Origin of the sequence: Mycolicibacterium cosmeticum (assembly GCF_000613185.1) — a bacterium.
GTDB lineage: Bacteria > Actinomycetota > Actinomycetes > Mycobacteriales > Mycobacteriaceae > Mycobacterium > Mycobacterium cosmeticum.
In genome coordinates, this window is sequence record NZ_CCBB010000003.1 from 1,303,976 (window position 1) to 1,321,166 (window position 17,191).

Genomic DNA, 17,191 nt, shown 5'->3' on the forward strand with positions numbered 1-17,191 from the left:
TATCTCCTTCGCATGGTCGATGTCGAAGACCGCAATGGTCTGCTGTCACATTCGCACCGGCGCGCGGCGCTGACACGAGTAGTGCACTACTCGGAACTTCGTGGCATCACATGGCCGTGAGCAGAACGCAATCCGAGTAGCCCACTACGCTAGGACACGGCCGCAGCGGACGACACGATGGCGCCATGGTGTCGACATGACGAGCCTCTTCGAAGCGATCGCGCCCGCCCGCCACGGTGTGGCGATTCCACCGCCGGTGGAGACGTTGCTCTCCGCACTGCAGGACACACCCGGTCCGGTCCTGGGCGACGGCACGCATACCGGCAAAGCCCAGGGCGGCGTCAAGACCAAGCTGTTCGGGTTCCTCACCGTGGACCTGGCCCCGTTCGGACCCGAAGTACCCTATCGGTGGAAAGCTCTGCCCGGCGCGGGTTTCCAGCTGGACCTGCTGCTCCAGCATCTTCCCGGCGTCGACAAGGTCCTGACGTTCGTGGATCCCGGGTCCGTGCTGTTCGCGGCGAAACGTGAGACCGAACCCGACCCGGAGGGCGGAACGCCGCGGGAGTGGCTGACGAAGACCGGCGACCCGGTCGACATGCACGCCGATCTCTGCCTCCGGGTGCGCGGCACCCCGACGGTGCCCGCGGCGATCACCTGGCTGAAGTTCGAACTCGGCCAGGATCCACAAGACGATGTGTTCGTCCTGCAACCCACCCCGACACAGATCCTGTTCGGCGGCAGCGGCTTCGGGATCGAACTTCCCGCCGGCATCATCGTCGACGACAGCACTACCGCGTCCGCACCGGGCTCACCGTCGGCCGCGTGGACCGGCGTGGCGATCCCGAACGCGAAGCTCTACATCCCGCGTGACATCCCGTTGATCGGTGGGCATGCGGTCGACTTCGACCTCGCGCTGGCCGCGTCCGGCGGGCTGCACGCGTCCGCCACGGCGACGATCGCCGCCGCCGGGCACCGACCGGAGATCACGGTCCAGATGGAGTGGCAGGATCCCGCCGCGTCCACCCTCGCCGACCTGTTGCCGACGGCCATCGAGGCGACGGCTGAGTTCCCCATCGCGGGCCGCCACGAGCCGGCGCCCGGCGGCTCGTTCACCCTGGCCGGTGGCGACCCCCTGACCGTCCGGGTGCGCTGCTCGCGTGCGCTGCAGCCGGAGGCCTCGGTGACCTTCGAGGTCGCGGTCGACGCCGCCGGGCCCGACGGGCTGGTCAAGGCTGCCGGTACCAGCGCGGTGGGCAAAGTGGTGGTGACCGCCGCTGCGCTGGCCACCGCCCTGATCGCGGACTCCTCGCTGAGTTCGCCGTCCCCCGGCGGGGACGCAACCGGGATCTGGCTGCACGAGCTGCTCACAGCGGCCGCCGGGGCGAGCGTCTTCCTCGACCCTGGCGGCACCGTCGTCATCGACCGGGCGGCAGTGGCATTGTCCACCGCGGGCAGCGGCCAGGCGGTGCGGCTGAGTATCGACTACCTCGTCGACGTGTTGGTGCACACGTTCGATGTGGGTGGGGCGATGCGGATCGAGATGGCCGCCGATCGACCGATGCGGATCCGGTACCGCAACGTGGCCGTCGAGACCACCGGCCAGGACCTCGCGTCGATACACCTCAGCTTCGACGACGCCACCTTGGACGTGGAGGACCCGGGCGCCTGGCGGGTGCAGTCGCCCGGGTCACTGCTGGACATCATCGGAACCCGATCCGGGCACGGATCGCTCTGGTATGAAATCGATCTGAAGTTCAAGGTCGATTTGGGCCCGATCACCGTCAGCAACGCCACCGTCCGGATCACAGCCGCCGGTGCAGGCACACCCGATGTCGAATTGCGCGGACTGGGGGTCGACATCGACACCCCGGCCCTGAGCGGACACGGCGCCGCGAACATCACGAACACCGGGTTCAGCGCCGACCTGTGGGGCCGGATCGGCTCGCCGCTGGGCGTCGGTGCCCGGGTGTACTTCGTCTACGGCGGCGGGGACAGCTTCCTGCTGGACGTGGTCGGCTCGCTGCCGGGCCCGATTCCGTTGGGGCCCACCGGTCTGGGCCTCTACAGCCTCGGCGGCATGTTCGGGTTGAACATGCGACCCACGCTGCCCGCCGGCGGCGACTTCGTCGAGAACCAACTCGCATGGACGCCGACGGACACCGTGCCCGACGCCGGGGCGATGATGCTCGGCCTGCAGGCCGGGGTCGGCACCGTCTACGACCTTGCCTACACCTTCAGTGCCACCGGTAACCTGCTGGTCACCGTGCCCGATGTCGCCTTCCGGCTGGCCGTCAACGCCCGGGTGTTGCACGAGCCGGACTTCCTGAACACCGAGAACAACGGTCCCCTCAAGGGACTGATCGTCGTCGACGAGGACGGGATCACCGTCGGCGCCCGTGGCAACCTTGCCATCGACGCTGATCCGCCGCGGCTGGTGGAGGTGAAGGTCCCGCTCGATGCCCAGCTGCCCTTTGCGGACCCGTCGTCGTGGTACTTCCGGCTGGGCTCCGACGGGGTAGCCGGCCGCGAACCCGGGCCGATCACCGCCACCGTGCTTCCCGACCTGTTCAAGATCGGCGCCTCGGCCTACCTGATGATCCAGGGCGACAACCTGGATCACCTCGGCAACTCCACCATGAAGCTGCCCGGCCCGGCGATCGGGTTCGGATTCTCCGTCGACGTCAACTGGGGCCTGCCACCGGTCTGGTTGCAGCTCTCGGCCCGCGCCGCGGTCGGGATGGCCACCAACCCATGGTTTCTCGCGGGACAGGGCAGCATCGGGGGTGCACTGCACCTCGGGCCCTTCTCGATCGGCGCCCACGCCGACCTCGCCCTGCAACTCGGGCCCGGGGCGTTCCTGTCCGCCGACTTCCGGGTGTGCGGCAGCATCGATCTATGGTTCACCGAGATCGAGGGCTGTGTGAACCTGCACATCGGTCCCGACAAACTCGGTGCCGTCGCACCGCCACCCGGCCCCTGGGGCGCGACGAAGATGTCGCTGTCGGACCGGCACTATGTCGAGGTCGCGCAGGCCGCGTCGACAGCGGACGCGGCGCCCACCGTGTGGCCCGACGTGGTGCCGATCCTGCAATTCGATCTCGGCCCCGACGTCACGAAACTACAGACGGCCTTCGTCGGGGCCGACGGACTGCAGGCCAGCGGCCAGACCGGCAATGACAAACTGCGCTACACCCATCACCTCAACGGGGTCGAACTCTGGCGCATGGACGGCGGCGCCCCGGTGCTGCTCGCCACCGGTCTCGAGGCCGCCTGGCAGCAGCCCAAACAGGCCGAGGCCGGCGCCGGCGGCGCCGGAAACCCAGCCGGGGCACGAGAACTGGCGCTGCTGACGTATCGCTCGGACCTCTGGGCGCACCGCCGCAACGACGGCGGCGCCCATACCGCACCGGGTGTCGACCCGGTCAGTACGACTTCGACGGCCTGCCGCGTGCCCCACCGGGCCGGCGCGGGCTGGGCGCTCGGCGACGTGGCCCGGCCGACCGGCGAGGGGTGGACCCTGCCCGCGGCACCGGACGCGGGTGTGCACGCCTCCCGGTTCACCGCGACCGTCACCATCGGCCGGTGGAGCAACGGAGTCCAGCTCAGCGAAGCCGGGATGGCCGGGGTACTGGCCGCCCCGTTGACGTTCAGGCCCGCCGCGATCGTCCCCGTCGACGAACTCGACGTCGAGGGCCGGGCTTTCACCGCCGGCCTGGCACTGCCCTTCGTGTGGTCATACCTCTCTCTGAACGACAGCTTCAAGGCGTTACGTGACGATGGCCGGATCCTGGCGACCGTGGTCGCCGATACCGCCGACGCCAGCCTGCGCGAGGCGGTGCTGTGGGTCATCGTGGACGGCACGTTCCCCGAGCTTCGCGACGAGATCTCGGTGGTCGACATCGACTCGGGTGCGGCGTGGCTCTACACCGGGGCCGCCGATCTGCCGGGTGGACGGTCGCGCGTCGGCTACAGCGCGCCGACGTCGACTCGAGGCGCCCGCGTAACCTACTCACCACTGCAACGCATCACGATCCTGGGCGTGCACGCCACCACCTGGGCCGCCTTCGGTGACGCTAAGGCCGCCGCGACGAGCGCCGCTACGGCGGCGGCCACCACCGACAAGCACAACAACGCCGACCCGCAGTTCCGCACACCGCTGAAACTCAGCGCCGATGCGCTGTACAAGGTGGTGGTCACCACGGAGGTCACCGGTCAGACCGAACAATCGAGCGCGCCCACCCCGTACCCGCAACCGGCGCAGGAATTCTGGTTCCGCACCGCCAAACGTCCGGCGCCCGGTGCCGTCGTGGTGCACCACCCGCCCCGGCCCGAACTGGCCTGGCGGGAAGCAGCGTGGACCCAGGCGGTGTTCAAGACCGAGTACCTGGCCCGCTACCTCAAGAGCTACAGCCCCGGCGATCGCACCGAGCACTGGTATCTGGCCGACGATCTCGTCGCGAACTTCGACCAGGATCAGGTCGACCAACTGGCCGGCCTCTACGGGTACCGGCTGGACCTGAGGTGTGTGCGCACCGACGGACCCCCGCGCAGCGCCACCGTGCCCGCCCCCTGGCTGGTGGCGCTGAGCCCGGCGCACTGGCACGATCTCATCGATACCGCCGTCCTCGACCCGCTCGGAAAGCGTTATCTGGACGTGGACCAGGCGCACAGCTGCCCGGTGCCCAAATCCGGTGCGAGCCTGAAGGCCTCCACCGACGCGCTGCAGCCGTCGGCCACCTATCAGCTCAACGTCGTCTTCGTGCCCAACCATGTCGCCGGCCAGCCCGACGCACCACCGGCGGATCCGTTGCCCGGCATCATCTTCGGCACGTCGCGCTACCGCACTCCCGATGCCCAGATCGCCGACCTCGGCTTCACGAATCCGGCCGGCGCACCGCACGGGCAGCGCGGCGTCACCCCCGCGGCGCTGCCCGCACCCGAGATCTCGGACGCGGCCTACGCCGCGGCGCTGTCGAGGCTCGGCCTGGACGGCTGGCCGTTGCCGACCGCGGGGCGCACCTCGCTGCTGTGGACCGCCGGAACCGCCCTGCTGGCCGGGGTTTTGGTGGAGTCACCCGAGCCGCTGTCCCGGCCCGGGCGGCTCGATATTACCGGACTGCAGGTCAACGGGGTGAGCTTCGCCCGGCGCTACGGCGACGCCGCGCAGTGCCGCTACCTGTTCGTCCCCGCCGCACCCACCGAGATCGCGGCGGGAGCGCCAGTCACGTTGCGCCTCGGCTACACCGACGCCGGCACAGCCAAGTCCGCGACATGCGCGGCGATCAGCCCTGCACAAGGAGAGGCGGTCCGGTGATGCGCCAGGCTTTCACCCCGGAGGCGTTGTTCCGGGTCTCCACCCTCGGTATGCGTGTGGACACCGACCCGTACGTCGCGCCCGGTGCGCAACTGCGGGCCTGGGTGAACCCCGCGGTCGGGTTCCCGTTGCGCGGCATCACCTTCCTGCCGCTGCGGGCCCAGGCGATCGATCCCGGCAACGGCTCCCTGGTGCGACCACTGCTGGTGCACTGGTGGGTCTACGACGACGACGGTGTGCCGCAGTCGCTGGGCACCGATCTCGACGTCCCGGTCAAACCGGATCGCCCGCTGTACGGCGACATCGTCGAACTGCAGGAAGCGGTGGGCACGAAGGATCCCTGGATCAGCTGGATCCGCGTCGAGGTCGACGAGGACAGCCCGGTTCGGCTCTCGGTGGTCGGGCGGACCGGTGGGGCTCACGAGCGGATCCTGGTGTCACGCAGCCAGAAACCGTTCGCGCTGGCCGCCTCCCGGATACGTCGCATCCGGCTGACAGGAGAGGGGAGGGTGCGGTCGGTGATCGGGCTGGACGCCGGCCTGGCCACCCGCGAGCACATCGACTACGACAACAGGATCCGAATCGGCCTGCCGCTGGAACAAGTGTCGGAGTGGGCCGACCCGGTCGACGGGTCCGGCGGCGGGATGGACCGTGTCACCCGCGGCGCCCCGTGGCACACCGGACCGCAGGAGGTGCCCACCGACACCGATGGCGACGAGGCGGCGCGGGTGCAGAAACTGCTGGACGGGGTGGGCGAGACCTCGGTGCAGTTGCTGCTGGAGCGGGCTTACGCAGATCCGGGGTCCTACCCCGGCCGGCATGTCACCCCGCTGGAGATCCGGGACGTCGAACAGAAAGCCACCACCGAGCTCGGGAGTGTCGAGACGCTGATCACCGCGGCCGCCGATCCCGGCATCGCCCGGTGGCTGGGGCTGTCCACGCCCGTCGACGCCGATATCAGCGACGACTCCGTGCCGGTCGGCTGGATCGCCGTCGGAACCTGGGCGGCCGACCCCGCGGCGCGGGTCGCCGCGGGGACCACGGTGGCCGACCTGGTGACGACCATGAATGCCGCGGGCCCGGACAAGCCCACCCTCGCCCCGTGGGTGGCGCTGGCCGGTGAGCGTCCGGTCGATCAGCAGCTGCTGAACAGTTGCGGCGTGGTGAAGCTGACGTTGGTGACCCCGGCTGTGATCGGGGCGCTGCCGGACCTGCCCGATGCGCCGTCCCCGGCCTTGGACGGCCCGCCCACCTGGGGCGGCACGGATATCTACCGTCAGGACATCGCGCTGCTCGGAACCCCGCCCGCCGGGCCGGTCGCGTTCACCCGGACCGTCGACGGTGCCGTCGCGTCCCAGCACGCCTTCATCGACGTCGACGGCACCCCGCGGGCCCTCACGCTGCTGGCAGGACGCCGCGAACTGAACACGGGATGCCAAGGGGCATTGGTCGATTCGACGGTGCCCGCCGCGAAGGGCCCGGTGGCCTGGTACGTCGCCGAATCGGACGAGTTCGGCAGGTGGGGGCCGCCCGGCACGCTGGATGCGGTGCCGCCACCGCGCCCCCTGCTGCCGCCGCCCGCGCCACAAGCCTACTTCCTCGCCGACCACACCCTGCGCGACGCACCCCCGGGGCTGCGCGTGCCCGGGACCATCACCGTCGCCGTCGACGTGCCGGCCCCGGACACGCTGGGACCCGGCACGCCGCCGATCACCCGGGTGAGCATCGACGGCCAAGCCTACGATGCGCCGTTCCCCGAGGACCGGTTGCAGGTCAGCTTCCCTGCCGCGCCAACGCAACTCGGTCAGGTGCGCGATCAGTCGGTGACCGTCGTCTTCAACCCGGACACCGAGCAGCGCTCGACCGCGGCGAAGGTGCACGTGGTGGATCCCCGCCGGCCCACGCCGCTGAGCACCGCGCCGCGCCTGCTCTGGTCCTCGCGCCGTGATCCGGTCGGGGCGGCCCAGATCGACTTGAGCTGGCCCACCGAGCCGGGCCACGCTGCCTACAACGTGTACCTGGCCGATGAGCGGGTTGTCACCGCCCAGCTGCACGTGTTCCCGGCCTCACCCAACCGCGCGACCCGGGCCGCCGCGCTGTATGACCATCAGCACCAACACATGGCGCGCGAATCGTTCACCCTGCTGACCCCGGCGCCCCTGCCTGCGGGTGGCACCGTGCGCTTCGCCCACACGCTGCCGGGATCCCTTCAGACACTGCAGTTCCTGCGTATCGTGCCGCTGACCGGGGCCCAGGTGGAGGCGAACTTCGATGCCTGCGGGTTGACGCCGGCGGCCGTGCCGGGCGGTGACCAGCCCCCGGCGCCTCTGGTCCGCGTCGACGCCGGCGGGGGTTCGGTACGGGTGCAGGTCGAGGCGCACGGCATCAACGCCCATGTCATCGAACGCCTGGGCAGCCAGTCGCCGCCGGAGTACCGGGTGCGCTGCACCGCTGCGGCGACCTCCTACCTGTACGGCAGCACCGTCGACGAGGGGCATCTTGTCGAGGTGGCCGGTACGCCCGATACCTACACTGCGGTGGTCCCGGACGAAAAGCTGGCATCCTTACCGCCTTTCGTGCCGCTCGGTGTGACCGCCCAGGTGCGCTACCCGGCCGAGGTGTCGACGGAGCCCGGTGCGGCACCGCTACCGTCACCCATCGTGACGACCGCCGGGCTCATCGACGCACAACCGGCGGATTGGAGCGCCCCCAGCGCGCCCGTGATCGCGATGACCACGGCACCCACGCCCGATCTCGACGTGGAGGTCCGGCGGGACGGGGCCGGGGTGGCGTTGACGGTGCGCAACCTGCCGCCGCAACACACGCTGCAGGTCAAACCGTGGCGACTGTACCTGTGGCGGGTGATGGGCGACGGCGAACTGCGGTCGCTGGCGCCCGGGGACGCCGACATCGTGGTGGATCCGGTCGCTGCGCCGCCCGGCGACGGGTGGGAGTTCACCTCCGCGACTGTGCGTGTCCGCGACGGGCTGGCCGACGTCGCCGGCTATGCCACGATGCTGCTCAACCCGCTCGATCAGGCCGGCCCGCTGACCCGGCACCCCGTGCAGGGGTAGCGAAGACAGGTAGAGCGCTACGCGCGTTCTGCGGTGCCGCGACGAGCGAGACTGGCGACAGCCGTTGTTCCGCAGGGAAATCCATGTGTGTCCGAAAGGTGCAGTGCGACGATGTTCGATGTTGTTCTCGTGGCGTCGGTTCGCGCCTACCGTGAAGCCGTCGCCGCCGCGCTGGGCGCGCAACCGGGGCTCACGCTGCGCGCCGAGGCCGGCACGCCCGGGGCGCTCGCCGCGATGGCCGCCCGCCGGCCCGACGTCGTGCTGGTCGACTTCGGCCTGCCCGCTTTGCTCGACCTGCTCGAGCCGCTGCACCGTGACGCCCCGAACCTGCCGACGATCGGGATCGCCATCGACATCCGCACCGACAGTAATCTGGACACCCTGGTCCGCGCCGCGGAGCTGGGGATGACGGGATTCGTCGACGTCGATCAGACGCTGGACGAGATCGTCACCGTCGCCGAGCGCGCGGCCGACGGCCGGTCGTTCTGCAGCCCGCGCATCGCCGCCGCACTGATGCAGGCCTGGCGTGCCGAGACGCCCGTCGTCAGCCCCGGCGGGTCCTCGATCCCGCTCACCACCCGGGAGAGCGATGTCGCCAGTCTGGCTGCGCGCGGTCTCACCAACCGTCAGATCGCCACCCGCCTGACGATCGCCGAGTCGACCGTCAAGACGCACATCCACTCAATCCTGGCCAAGCTCGAGCTGGGCCGTCGCTACGAGATCGCGTCAGCGGTCGCCCCGGATCGGTGCGGCGGAGCATGCTCGGCCGAAAAGACCTGCACTGCACTGACACTGGTCGGCCACGGAGATGAGTCGCCGCCGCTGCTGTCGCTGGTGTCCGACCGGTCGGATGCGCCGAGGCGGAGAAAAGATGGATGACCGGCCTCCACCTCGACCTCCATCGTTTATCGGCATACAAGGCCGATCCCGCCGCCGCGAAGTCGGCCGATGATGGAACACGACCCAGACCCACCCGGCAGAATCCTGGAGCCCGCAATGTCAGAGTCCGCACCGTCAGATTCCTCCTTTCCCTCCGGTACCTTCACCGCGAAAACCGGGGTCGCGCAGATCGTTCGGCTCGGTGAGGAGACCCTGCTGGTCACCCGCCTGGAGAACGGTGACCGCCTGGCGCCCGGGGACGTGACCATCCAGAACATCATCGCGACACCGGACGACGGGACCGGGGTCAGCGGTGCCGCACCGTGTGCCGGGAAGGGTTGCGGCGGCAAGGGCACCTGCAGCGGTGCCTGCGTCATCCGCTTCGGTGTCGACGAGGAGGTCATGGATGAGTGAGTTGCAACGGTCGCGGTATAACTCGTTCGTACGCCGCGACGACGGCTGGGTCGGCTACAACGCGCGCACCGGCAGCTTCGCCCGGTTCTCCGCCGCGGTCGGTGACGCTCTCCAGGAGACCGGGCCGGTCGTCGCGACGCCGGACACCCCGGGACTGCTAGACATGGGTTTTCTGCATCGCGGTGACGAGCTGCAGCAGGTGATCTCGGTTTACCAGAACGGCCGCGCGACCGGTGACACCATGAGCCTCACCATCGCCCCGACACTGGCCTGCAACAAGGCCTGCACCTACTGCTATCAAAACGAGTACCGGACCGACCGGGTGATGTCCGCAGCGACCCAGGACGCCACGGTCGGGTACGTCCGGGCCCGGGTGGCCGAGGGCTGGAAGGCCGTCGACTGCACCTGGTACGGCGGGGAACCGCTGCTGGCCGTCGACATCGTGGTGGATCTCTCGGTGCGGCTGCGAACTGCCATCGAGGAGGCCGGCGGGACGCTCGAGCCGATGGGCATCATCACCAACGGCACCCTGTTGGATCGGGCCACGGCCGAGCGGCTTCGTGAGGTCGGCATCCGGTCGGCGCAGATCTCCTTCGACGCGCTCGTCGACGACGGGCCGGAAAGCCGCGGGGTGCTGGATCCCGACGGCGCGCCGTCGACCATCCTGCGCAACGTGCTCGATGCGCGACAATATCTGCACATCACGTTGCGTATCAACGTCAATCGCACCAACGCCGACGACATCACGCGCATCCTGGACGTGCTGCGCGAACACGATCTGCACCGGATTGCGCATCTGGCCCGCACCGACGACCTGGACGGGGAAGCCGGCTGCGTCACCGGCACCGACGGGGAGCGCTTCAAACCGGCGATCAAGTCCCTGCCGCTGACGGTGGTCGGTTCCGCCGCGCCGCCGCGGGTCAAGGAGAGCCCGGAGGTGATGACGCGCTCCGAATACGCCCGCTTCGAGCAGAGCATGTTCGCCAAGCTGCCCGACTCCGCCCAGATGATGGTCCGACGGCTCACCCCCAAGAAGCACTTCTGCGGGGCCACCAGCGGCGCGCTGTTCGTGATCGACCCGGCCGGCAACATCAGCCGTTGCTGGGACAGCGTCGGGGTGGCGGCCGAGGCGATGGGCAATGTGCGGCAAGTTGATTCGGACATGACCGGCACCGCGATCGCGCAGAAGTGGCAGCTGATGTCGCCGTTCATCTACCCGTCCTGCACATCGTGCCCGGTGCTGCCACTGTGCATGGGTGGCTGTTCCCATCCACGCGTGTTCATGGGCACCAAGAAGTCGCCGTGTGAGGCGATCAAGTTCCAGATCCAGTCGGCGGTGGAGACCATCGGCCAGGTCATCCCGCTGCCGGAGCTGCAGCCGCTGGCGCTTGCGGAATGACGATGTCGCGGGGGGATCGTTCGTTTCAGGTGCGGTCGGGCAGCGACCGGCTGGTGCAACTGTCACCGGATGTGATCCCGCCGATCACCGGATTCGGCAAGCTGATTGCGCCGGGCACGCTGCTCGTCCCCAAGGAGCTCGTGGACGCGGCCGGCCAGGACCTGATCGGTGACGTCTTCGACAACGTGACCATCGAATTCGCACTCGATCCCGGGGCGATGGGTGCCAGCGCGGTCGACAACGACGACAACTGGGGGATCGGTCCGGACGGGTTGGATGCCGGCCGGTTCTGGGACAAGGGTTTCCGCGGACAAGGGGTGCGTATCGGCATCGCCGACAGCGGCCTGGACAGTACCCATCCGGCGTTTGTGGACTTGGTGGCCGAACAGCGGCTGAGCGCTTTCGCGCAGTTCGACAAATCAGCGGTGAAGCAGGTGCAGAAGAATCCAGACGGGTCTGCGCTGCCGGACAGTCAAGCCGTGCCGACGTTCTCGCACTGGCACGGCACGCACTGCGCGGGCATCCTGGTCGGGCAGCCGACGGACGGGAAGGCGCGCGGGATGGCGCCGGCGGCGGAGTTGGCGGTGACGCGGGTACTCGAGCAGTCGAACGAAGGCTCGGTGGCGGGTATCGGCGCAGGGCTGTGGTGGCTGACAGAGCAACACTGTCAGGTGGTCTCGATCTCCCTGGGCTGGCCGGGATTGCACGAGGAATGGGCCGCGCCCGTCGAGGCGCTGTTGAAGGACGGTGTCGTCGTGGTGGCGGCGGTGGGCAATGAGTTCGATGTTGCTGGTGTCGCCAAATCTCGTTCGCCGGCCAACTACCTGACGGTGCCGGCTGATGACGCGGCCGGCATCCTGGTGTGCGTCGGCGCGCACGACCGGGCCGGTGCGGTGTGGGATTCAAGCGGCGGCGAAGTCGTGAACTGGAGCGCGGTGACCGTGGCGCAAACCGACGGCAGCACCCGTGCATCGCGCTTCGCCTCGGTGCCGGCCCGCACGGTCCCGGTGATGGTGGCGCCCGGCGTCGACATCATCTCGTCCATCCCGGGTGACAAGTACCTGTCCTCGCCTGGGAGTTCGATGGCCACCCCGCACGTCGCGGGACTGATCGCGCTTGTGCTGTCCGGGCTGCGGGCCCACGACCCGGCGACTCGGCCCCGCGCCGCCGCCGAACTGGTGCTCGCCAGCCTCGTCGACGAGGGGGACCCGGGGGTCGACATCCGGTTCGGTGGCGGCCGGGTGGACTTGGACCGGCTGCTCGCGTCGATTGGATAGGCGCGCTGTTTGTGCGATGTCATCCGCGACGCGCCGTCGCCGGCGGATGAGACCGCACACACACGAGCGATCAGACCTGGATCAGCCCACCATCGACGGCCAGCTCGGCACCCGTCATGAAGCTGCTCTGGTCCGACGCCAGGAACAGCACCGCCGCCGCGATCTCCTCGGGGCGGCCGACGCGCTTGAGCGGCACGCTGGCCGCCATGCCGTCGAGCAGGGCCTGCTGCTGATCGGCGGGGGCCAGGCCGGCGAGGCCGGGCGTCTCGATGGGGCCGGGGACGATGGTGTTGACCCGGATCTTGCGGTCGGCGAGTTCGGCGGCCCAGGTGCGGCCCAGCGACCGGATGGCCGCCTTGGAAGCGGCATAGAGCCCGAAGGACGGTGTGCCCTCGGAGGCTGCGGTGGATCCGGCCAGAATGATCGACGCACCTTCGTTGAGTAGTGGCAGGGTCTTCTGGATGGTGAACACCGTGCCGGCCACGTTGCGGTCGAAGTTGTCCCGGTAGTGCCGTGGCGTCACGTCGGCCAGGGTGGCGAAGTCGCCGCCGCCGGCGTTGGCGAAGACGATGTCCAGTCCCTTGCCGTGCTGGGCGATCTCGGCCGCCAGCGCGTCGAGTTCTTCTGGCTTGCTGATGTCGCTGCGCACGCCGTGGGCGCCGATCTTCTGGGCCGCCTCTGTCAGGCGGGTCTGGTCACGGCCGGTGATGAAGACGTAGGCGCCTTCGTCGGCGAGCCGCTGGGCCGTCGCCAGGCCGATGCCTGACGTACCGCCGGTGACCAATGCTGTCTTGCCGTCGAGTTGTCCCATGATCGGGGCTCCGTTCTGGTGTCGTTTTGATGAGTTCGCCCGTTACAACATAGGTGACACATCACCTATTCCGGCGTCAGGATGGTCCACAGTCTCGCAATCCGGCCGTCGGCGATCTCGGCGACGTCGAAGCCGGAGGCCACCGCGGCGTCGTCGGGCGTGCGTACCTCCCACGCGAGGTAGCCAAGGCCCCGGGTCTGGCGCACCGGTCCGGCTTTCACGAAATGCAGTCCGGCCAGCTTCTCCTGCAGCTCAGCTGCCTTGGCGTTGAGCTCGTCGTGACCGGTGGCGATGCCCTCGTCGTCGATCCACTGAACGTCGGTCGCGTAGGTCTGCGCGATGGCGGTGGCGCGACGTTGCGGGTCGCGTTCGTTGAACACGGCCAGCAGGTTGGCTTCCATCAAGTCGGTGATGATGTTGCTCATAAACACTCCTTGTAGGTGATTTATCACCTAATCATAGCCGGGGGCTGGCGGCAGCGAGCTGTTGTGATTGAGGTTCACGTGGATGTGTTCCAGTGCTGCGGTGAACGGGCCGAGTAGGTTCTCGGGTAGTGGGTCGAAGAACAGGCTGCGCACCAGGTCGACGTGCCCGGGCGCGGCCTCGATGATCGCCTGTCGACCGCTCGGGGTGAGCACGACGTTGGTGGTCCGGCCGTCATCGGTGCTGGCCTTGCGTTCGGTGAGGCCGCGTTCGTCCATGCGGCGCAGTTGATGTGAGAGCCGGCTGCGTTCCCAGCCGATCTGCGCGGCCAGGTCGCTGACGCGCATGCCGTCGTCCTTGGCGCCGCTGAGGGCCACCAGGACGTCGTACTCCGCCAGCGACAGTCCCGAGTCGGCTTGCAGTTGACGGTTTATCTCGTAGTTCATCCGCAACTGGACGCGCATGTACGCGATCCAGGCCCGCTGCTGCTTGGGGCTCAGCCACCCGCGTTTCGGTGATGTGTCCCGCACTTTTCTTGCCGCCATCGTGTGAGTATGACGGGCCGATATCCGGTTGGAAACCGACATGGGTTGACGAACGACCCGCAACTGGGACGATGCGGTTGACACCATCAGTTTGCCAAGCTACGTATATTACGCGCGATAGCGCAGTTGTAACGCCGACGAGCTCACGATGGGCGATGCGGGCCTGATCGGGAGGGTGCTGTCGATGACCGCTACGGTTGCCGGGCGATCCAGGATCGCACACCTCATCCGGGTGCTGTCGGTGCCACTGGTCATCGGCTGGGTGCTGCTCAATGTCGCCACCAACGTGCTCGTCCCACCCCTGGAGGAAGTGGGTGAGGCGCACACCGTCGGGCTGAGCTCACAGGACGCACCGGCGATGATCTCGATGAAGCGCATCGGCGCGGACTTCAAGGAGTTCGACTCCGACAGCAACGCCATGATCGTGCTGGAGAGCGACCAGCCGCTGGGCGCCGAAGCCCACCACTACTACGACGGCTTGATCGAACGGTTCCGCGCCGATCCGGCCCACGTCGAGCACGTCGCGGATTTCTGGGGTGACCCGCTGACCGCGGCGGGCGCCCAGAGCGAGGACGGCAAGGCCGCCTACGTGCAGCTGTACCTGAAAGGCAACCAGGGCGAGACACTGGCCAACGACTCGGTGGCCGCGGTGCGCGACATCATCGCGAAGGACCCACCACCGCCGGGCCTGCAGGTGTTCGTCACCGGTGGCGCGCCCCTGATTTCGGATCAGCACCACGCCGGCGACAAGAGCATCGCCCTGGTCACCGCGATCACCATCGGCGTGATCGCCGTGATGCTGCTGATCGTCTACCGGTCGATTGTCACCGTGCTGCTGACGTTGGTCATGGTGTTCATGGAACTGGGCGCCGCCCGCGGCGTGGTCGCCTTCCTGGCCTACAACAACATCATCGGGTTGTCCACGTTCGCGGTGAACCTGCTGACGCTCATGGTCATCGCGGCCGGAACCGACTACGCGATCTTCGCAATCGGCCGCTACCAGGAGGCACGCGGCGCCGGCGAGGACCGGGAAACCGCGTACTACACCATGTTCGGCGGTACCGCGCACGTCGTGCTCGGCTCGGGGCTGACCATCGCCGGGGCGATGCTGTGCCTGTCGTTCACCAAACTGCCGTACTTCCAGACCATGGGGGTGCCGTGCGCCATCGGCACCTTCGTCGCGGTCATCGCGGCGCTGACGCTGGGGCCGGCGGTCATCACCATCGGCAGCCGGTTCGGGCGCTTCGAACCCAAGCGCGCCATCCGGTCCCGCGGCTGGCGCCGGGTCGGCGTCACCGTGGTGCGCTGGCCGGGCCCGGTGCTGGTGGCGACGTTGGCGCTCGCGCTCATCGGTTTGGTGACCTTGCCGGGGTACAAGACCAATTACGACGCGCGCAAGTACCTGCCGCCCGAGATCAATGCCAACATCGGATACCAAGCCGCCGAGCGGCATTTCAGCGCAGCCCGGATGAACCCGGACCTACTGATGGTCGAGAGTGACCACGATCTGCGCAACCCGGCCGACTTCTTGGTGATCAACAAGATCGCCAAGGCGGTGCTCGCGGTGCCGGGTATCGGGCGGGTGCAGACCATCACCCGGCCCAACGGAAAACCGATCGAGCACACCACCATTCCGTTCATGCTGAGCCAACAGGGCGCCACGCAGAAGATGAACGAGAAGTACAACCAGGACATGTACGCGCGGATGCTCACGCAGATCGACGACATCCAAACCAACATCGACACCATGCAGAGGATGCAATCGGTCACCCAGCAGATGGCCGACACCACCCACTCCATGGTGCTCAAGACCACCAACATGACGGTCGACATCGCCGAATTGCGGGACCACATCGCCGATTTCGACGACTTCCTGCGGCCCATCCGCAACTACTTCTACTGGGAACCGCACTGCTACGACATCCCGGCGTGCTGGTCGATCCGGGCGGTGTTCGACACGCTCGACGGGATCGACACCATGACCGACGACATTCAGCAGTTGCTGCCCGACCTCCAGCACCTCGACACACTGATGCCGCAGATGGTGGCGTTGTGGCCGACGAACATCGAGGTCATGGAAAGCATGAAGACCAACATGCAGACCATGTACCAGACCCAGAAGGGTATGCAGGATCAAGGCTCGGCGATGCAGGACAATTCCACCGCGATGGGGGAGGCGTTCGACAAGTCGCTGAACGACGACACCTTCTATCTGCCACCGGAAGCCTTCAATAACAAGGACTTCAAGCGCGGCATGGGCAACTTCATCTCACCCGACGGCAAGTCGGTGCGCTTCATCATCAGCCACGACGGCGATCCGGCGACACCCGAGGGTATTTCGCATGTGGACCCGATCAAACAGGCCGCCCGGGAAGCGATCAAGGGCACGCCGCTGGAGGGCTCCAAGATCTTCCTGGCGGGGACGGCGGCCACCTACAAGGACATGCACGACGGTGCGCAATATGATCTGATGATCGCCGGAATCGCCGCTGCGTCATTGATTTTCATCATCATGCTGCTCATCACCCGCAGCCTGGTAGCCGCGGCCGTGATCGTCGGCACCGTGCTTCTGTCACTCGGTGCCTCCTTCGGTATGTCAGTCCTGTTGTGGCAGCACATCCTCGGGCTGGAACTGCACTGGATGGTGCTGCCGATGGCGGTGATCCTGCTGCTGGCCGTGGGGTCGGACTACAACCTGCTGCTGGTCTCTCGGTTCAAGGAGGAACTGCACGGCGGACTGAAGACCGGGATCATCCGCGCGATGGCCGGCACCGGTTCGGTGGTCACGTCGGCTGGCCTGGTGTTCGCGGCGACCATGGCCTCGTTCGCATTCAGCGATCTGAAGGTGATGGCCCAGGTGGGGACGACGATCGCGCTGGGCTTGCTGTTCGACACGCTGGTGGTGCGCTCGTTCATGACGCCGGCGGTGGCGGCGTTGCTGGGCAAGTGGTTCTGGTGGCCGCAAGTGGTGCGGCCGGCGCATTCGGACCGACGGCTGGCGGCGGCCGGGATCGAGCCGGCCGCAGCTCGGTAGGCCGGGGCCGTTCGGCCCCGG

General features: G+C 68.2%; 10 protein-coding genes. 7 read left to right on the forward strand and 3 right to left on the reverse strand.

The window, feature by feature from the left end:
* The first annotated feature begins 196 nt into the window (after positions 1–196).
* The 6 genes from BN977_RS25475 to BN977_RS25500 all read left to right on the forward strand — a co-directional run bounded on the left by BN977_RS25475 (position 197) and on the right by BN977_RS25500 (position 12,357).
* Positions 197–5,314, forward strand: coding sequence for a hypothetical protein (locus tag BN977_RS25475; protein ID WP_036402431.1), 5,118 nt, complete (start codon positions 197–199; stop codon positions 5,312–5,314).
* On the forward strand, positions 5,314–8,388 hold the full coding sequence (locus BN977_RS25480; protein ID WP_036402434.1) for a hypothetical protein: 3,075 nt from the start codon (positions 5,314–5,316) through the stop codon (positions 8,386–8,388). The genes BN977_RS25475 and BN977_RS25480 overlap by 1 nt, the downstream gene beginning before the upstream one ends.
* A 111-nt stretch (positions 8,389–8,499) precedes the next feature.
* Complete coding sequence (locus BN977_RS25485; protein ID WP_051561897.1) at positions 8,500–9,267, forward strand: LuxR C-terminal-related transcriptional regulator; 768 nt, start codon at positions 8,500–8,502, stop codon at positions 9,265–9,267.
* 117 nt (positions 9,268–9,384) lie between these two features.
* Positions 9,385–9,681, forward strand: a complete 297-nt coding sequence (locus BN977_RS25490) for a hypothetical protein (RefSeq protein ID WP_036402437.1) — start codon at positions 9,385–9,387, stop codon at positions 9,679–9,681.
* On the forward strand, positions 9,674–11,080 hold the full coding sequence (locus BN977_RS25495) for a radical SAM/SPASM domain-containing protein (RefSeq protein ID WP_036402440.1): 1,407 nt from the start codon (positions 9,674–9,676) through the stop codon (positions 11,078–11,080). Before BN977_RS25490 ends, BN977_RS25495 begins: the two co-directional genes overlap by 8 nt.
* A gap of 2 nt (positions 11,081–11,082) precedes the next feature.
* Positions 11,083–12,357, forward strand: coding sequence for a S8 family peptidase (locus BN977_RS25500; RefSeq protein WP_036402443.1), 1,275 nt, complete (start codon positions 11,083–11,085; stop codon positions 12,355–12,357).
* A 70-nt stretch (positions 12,358–12,427) separates the two neighbouring features.
* On the opposite strand, the gene BN977_RS25505 is transcribed toward BN977_RS25500, so the two are convergent.
* The 3 genes from BN977_RS25505 to BN977_RS25515 form a co-directional block, all read right to left on the reverse strand.
* On the reverse strand, positions 12,428–13,168 hold the full coding sequence (locus BN977_RS25505) for an SDR family NAD(P)-dependent oxidoreductase (protein WP_036402446.1): 741 nt from the start codon (positions 13,166–13,168) through the stop codon (positions 12,428–12,430).
* Between the two features lie 65 nt (positions 13,169–13,233).
* A complete protein-coding gene (locus tag BN977_RS25510) occupies positions 13,234–13,593 on the reverse strand; it encodes a nuclear transport factor 2 family protein (RefSeq protein WP_036402449.1) in 360 nt (119 codons plus the stop codon).
* A 27-nt stretch (positions 13,594–13,620) separates the two neighbouring features.
* The gene (locus tag BN977_RS25515) at positions 13,621–14,136 is read right to left on the reverse strand and encodes a MarR family winged helix-turn-helix transcriptional regulator (protein WP_036402452.1); all 516 of its coding nucleotides are present in this window, start codon (positions 14,134–14,136) and stop codon (positions 13,621–13,623) included.
* A gap of 184 nt (positions 14,137–14,320) precedes the next feature.
* On the opposite strand from BN977_RS25515, the gene BN977_RS25520 reads away from it, so the two are divergent.
* On the forward strand, positions 14,321–17,170 hold the full coding sequence (locus tag BN977_RS25520) for an MMPL/RND family transporter (RefSeq protein ID WP_036404414.1): 2,850 nt from the start codon (positions 14,321–14,323) through the stop codon (positions 17,168–17,170).
* Positions 17,171–17,191 lie beyond the last annotated feature (21 nt).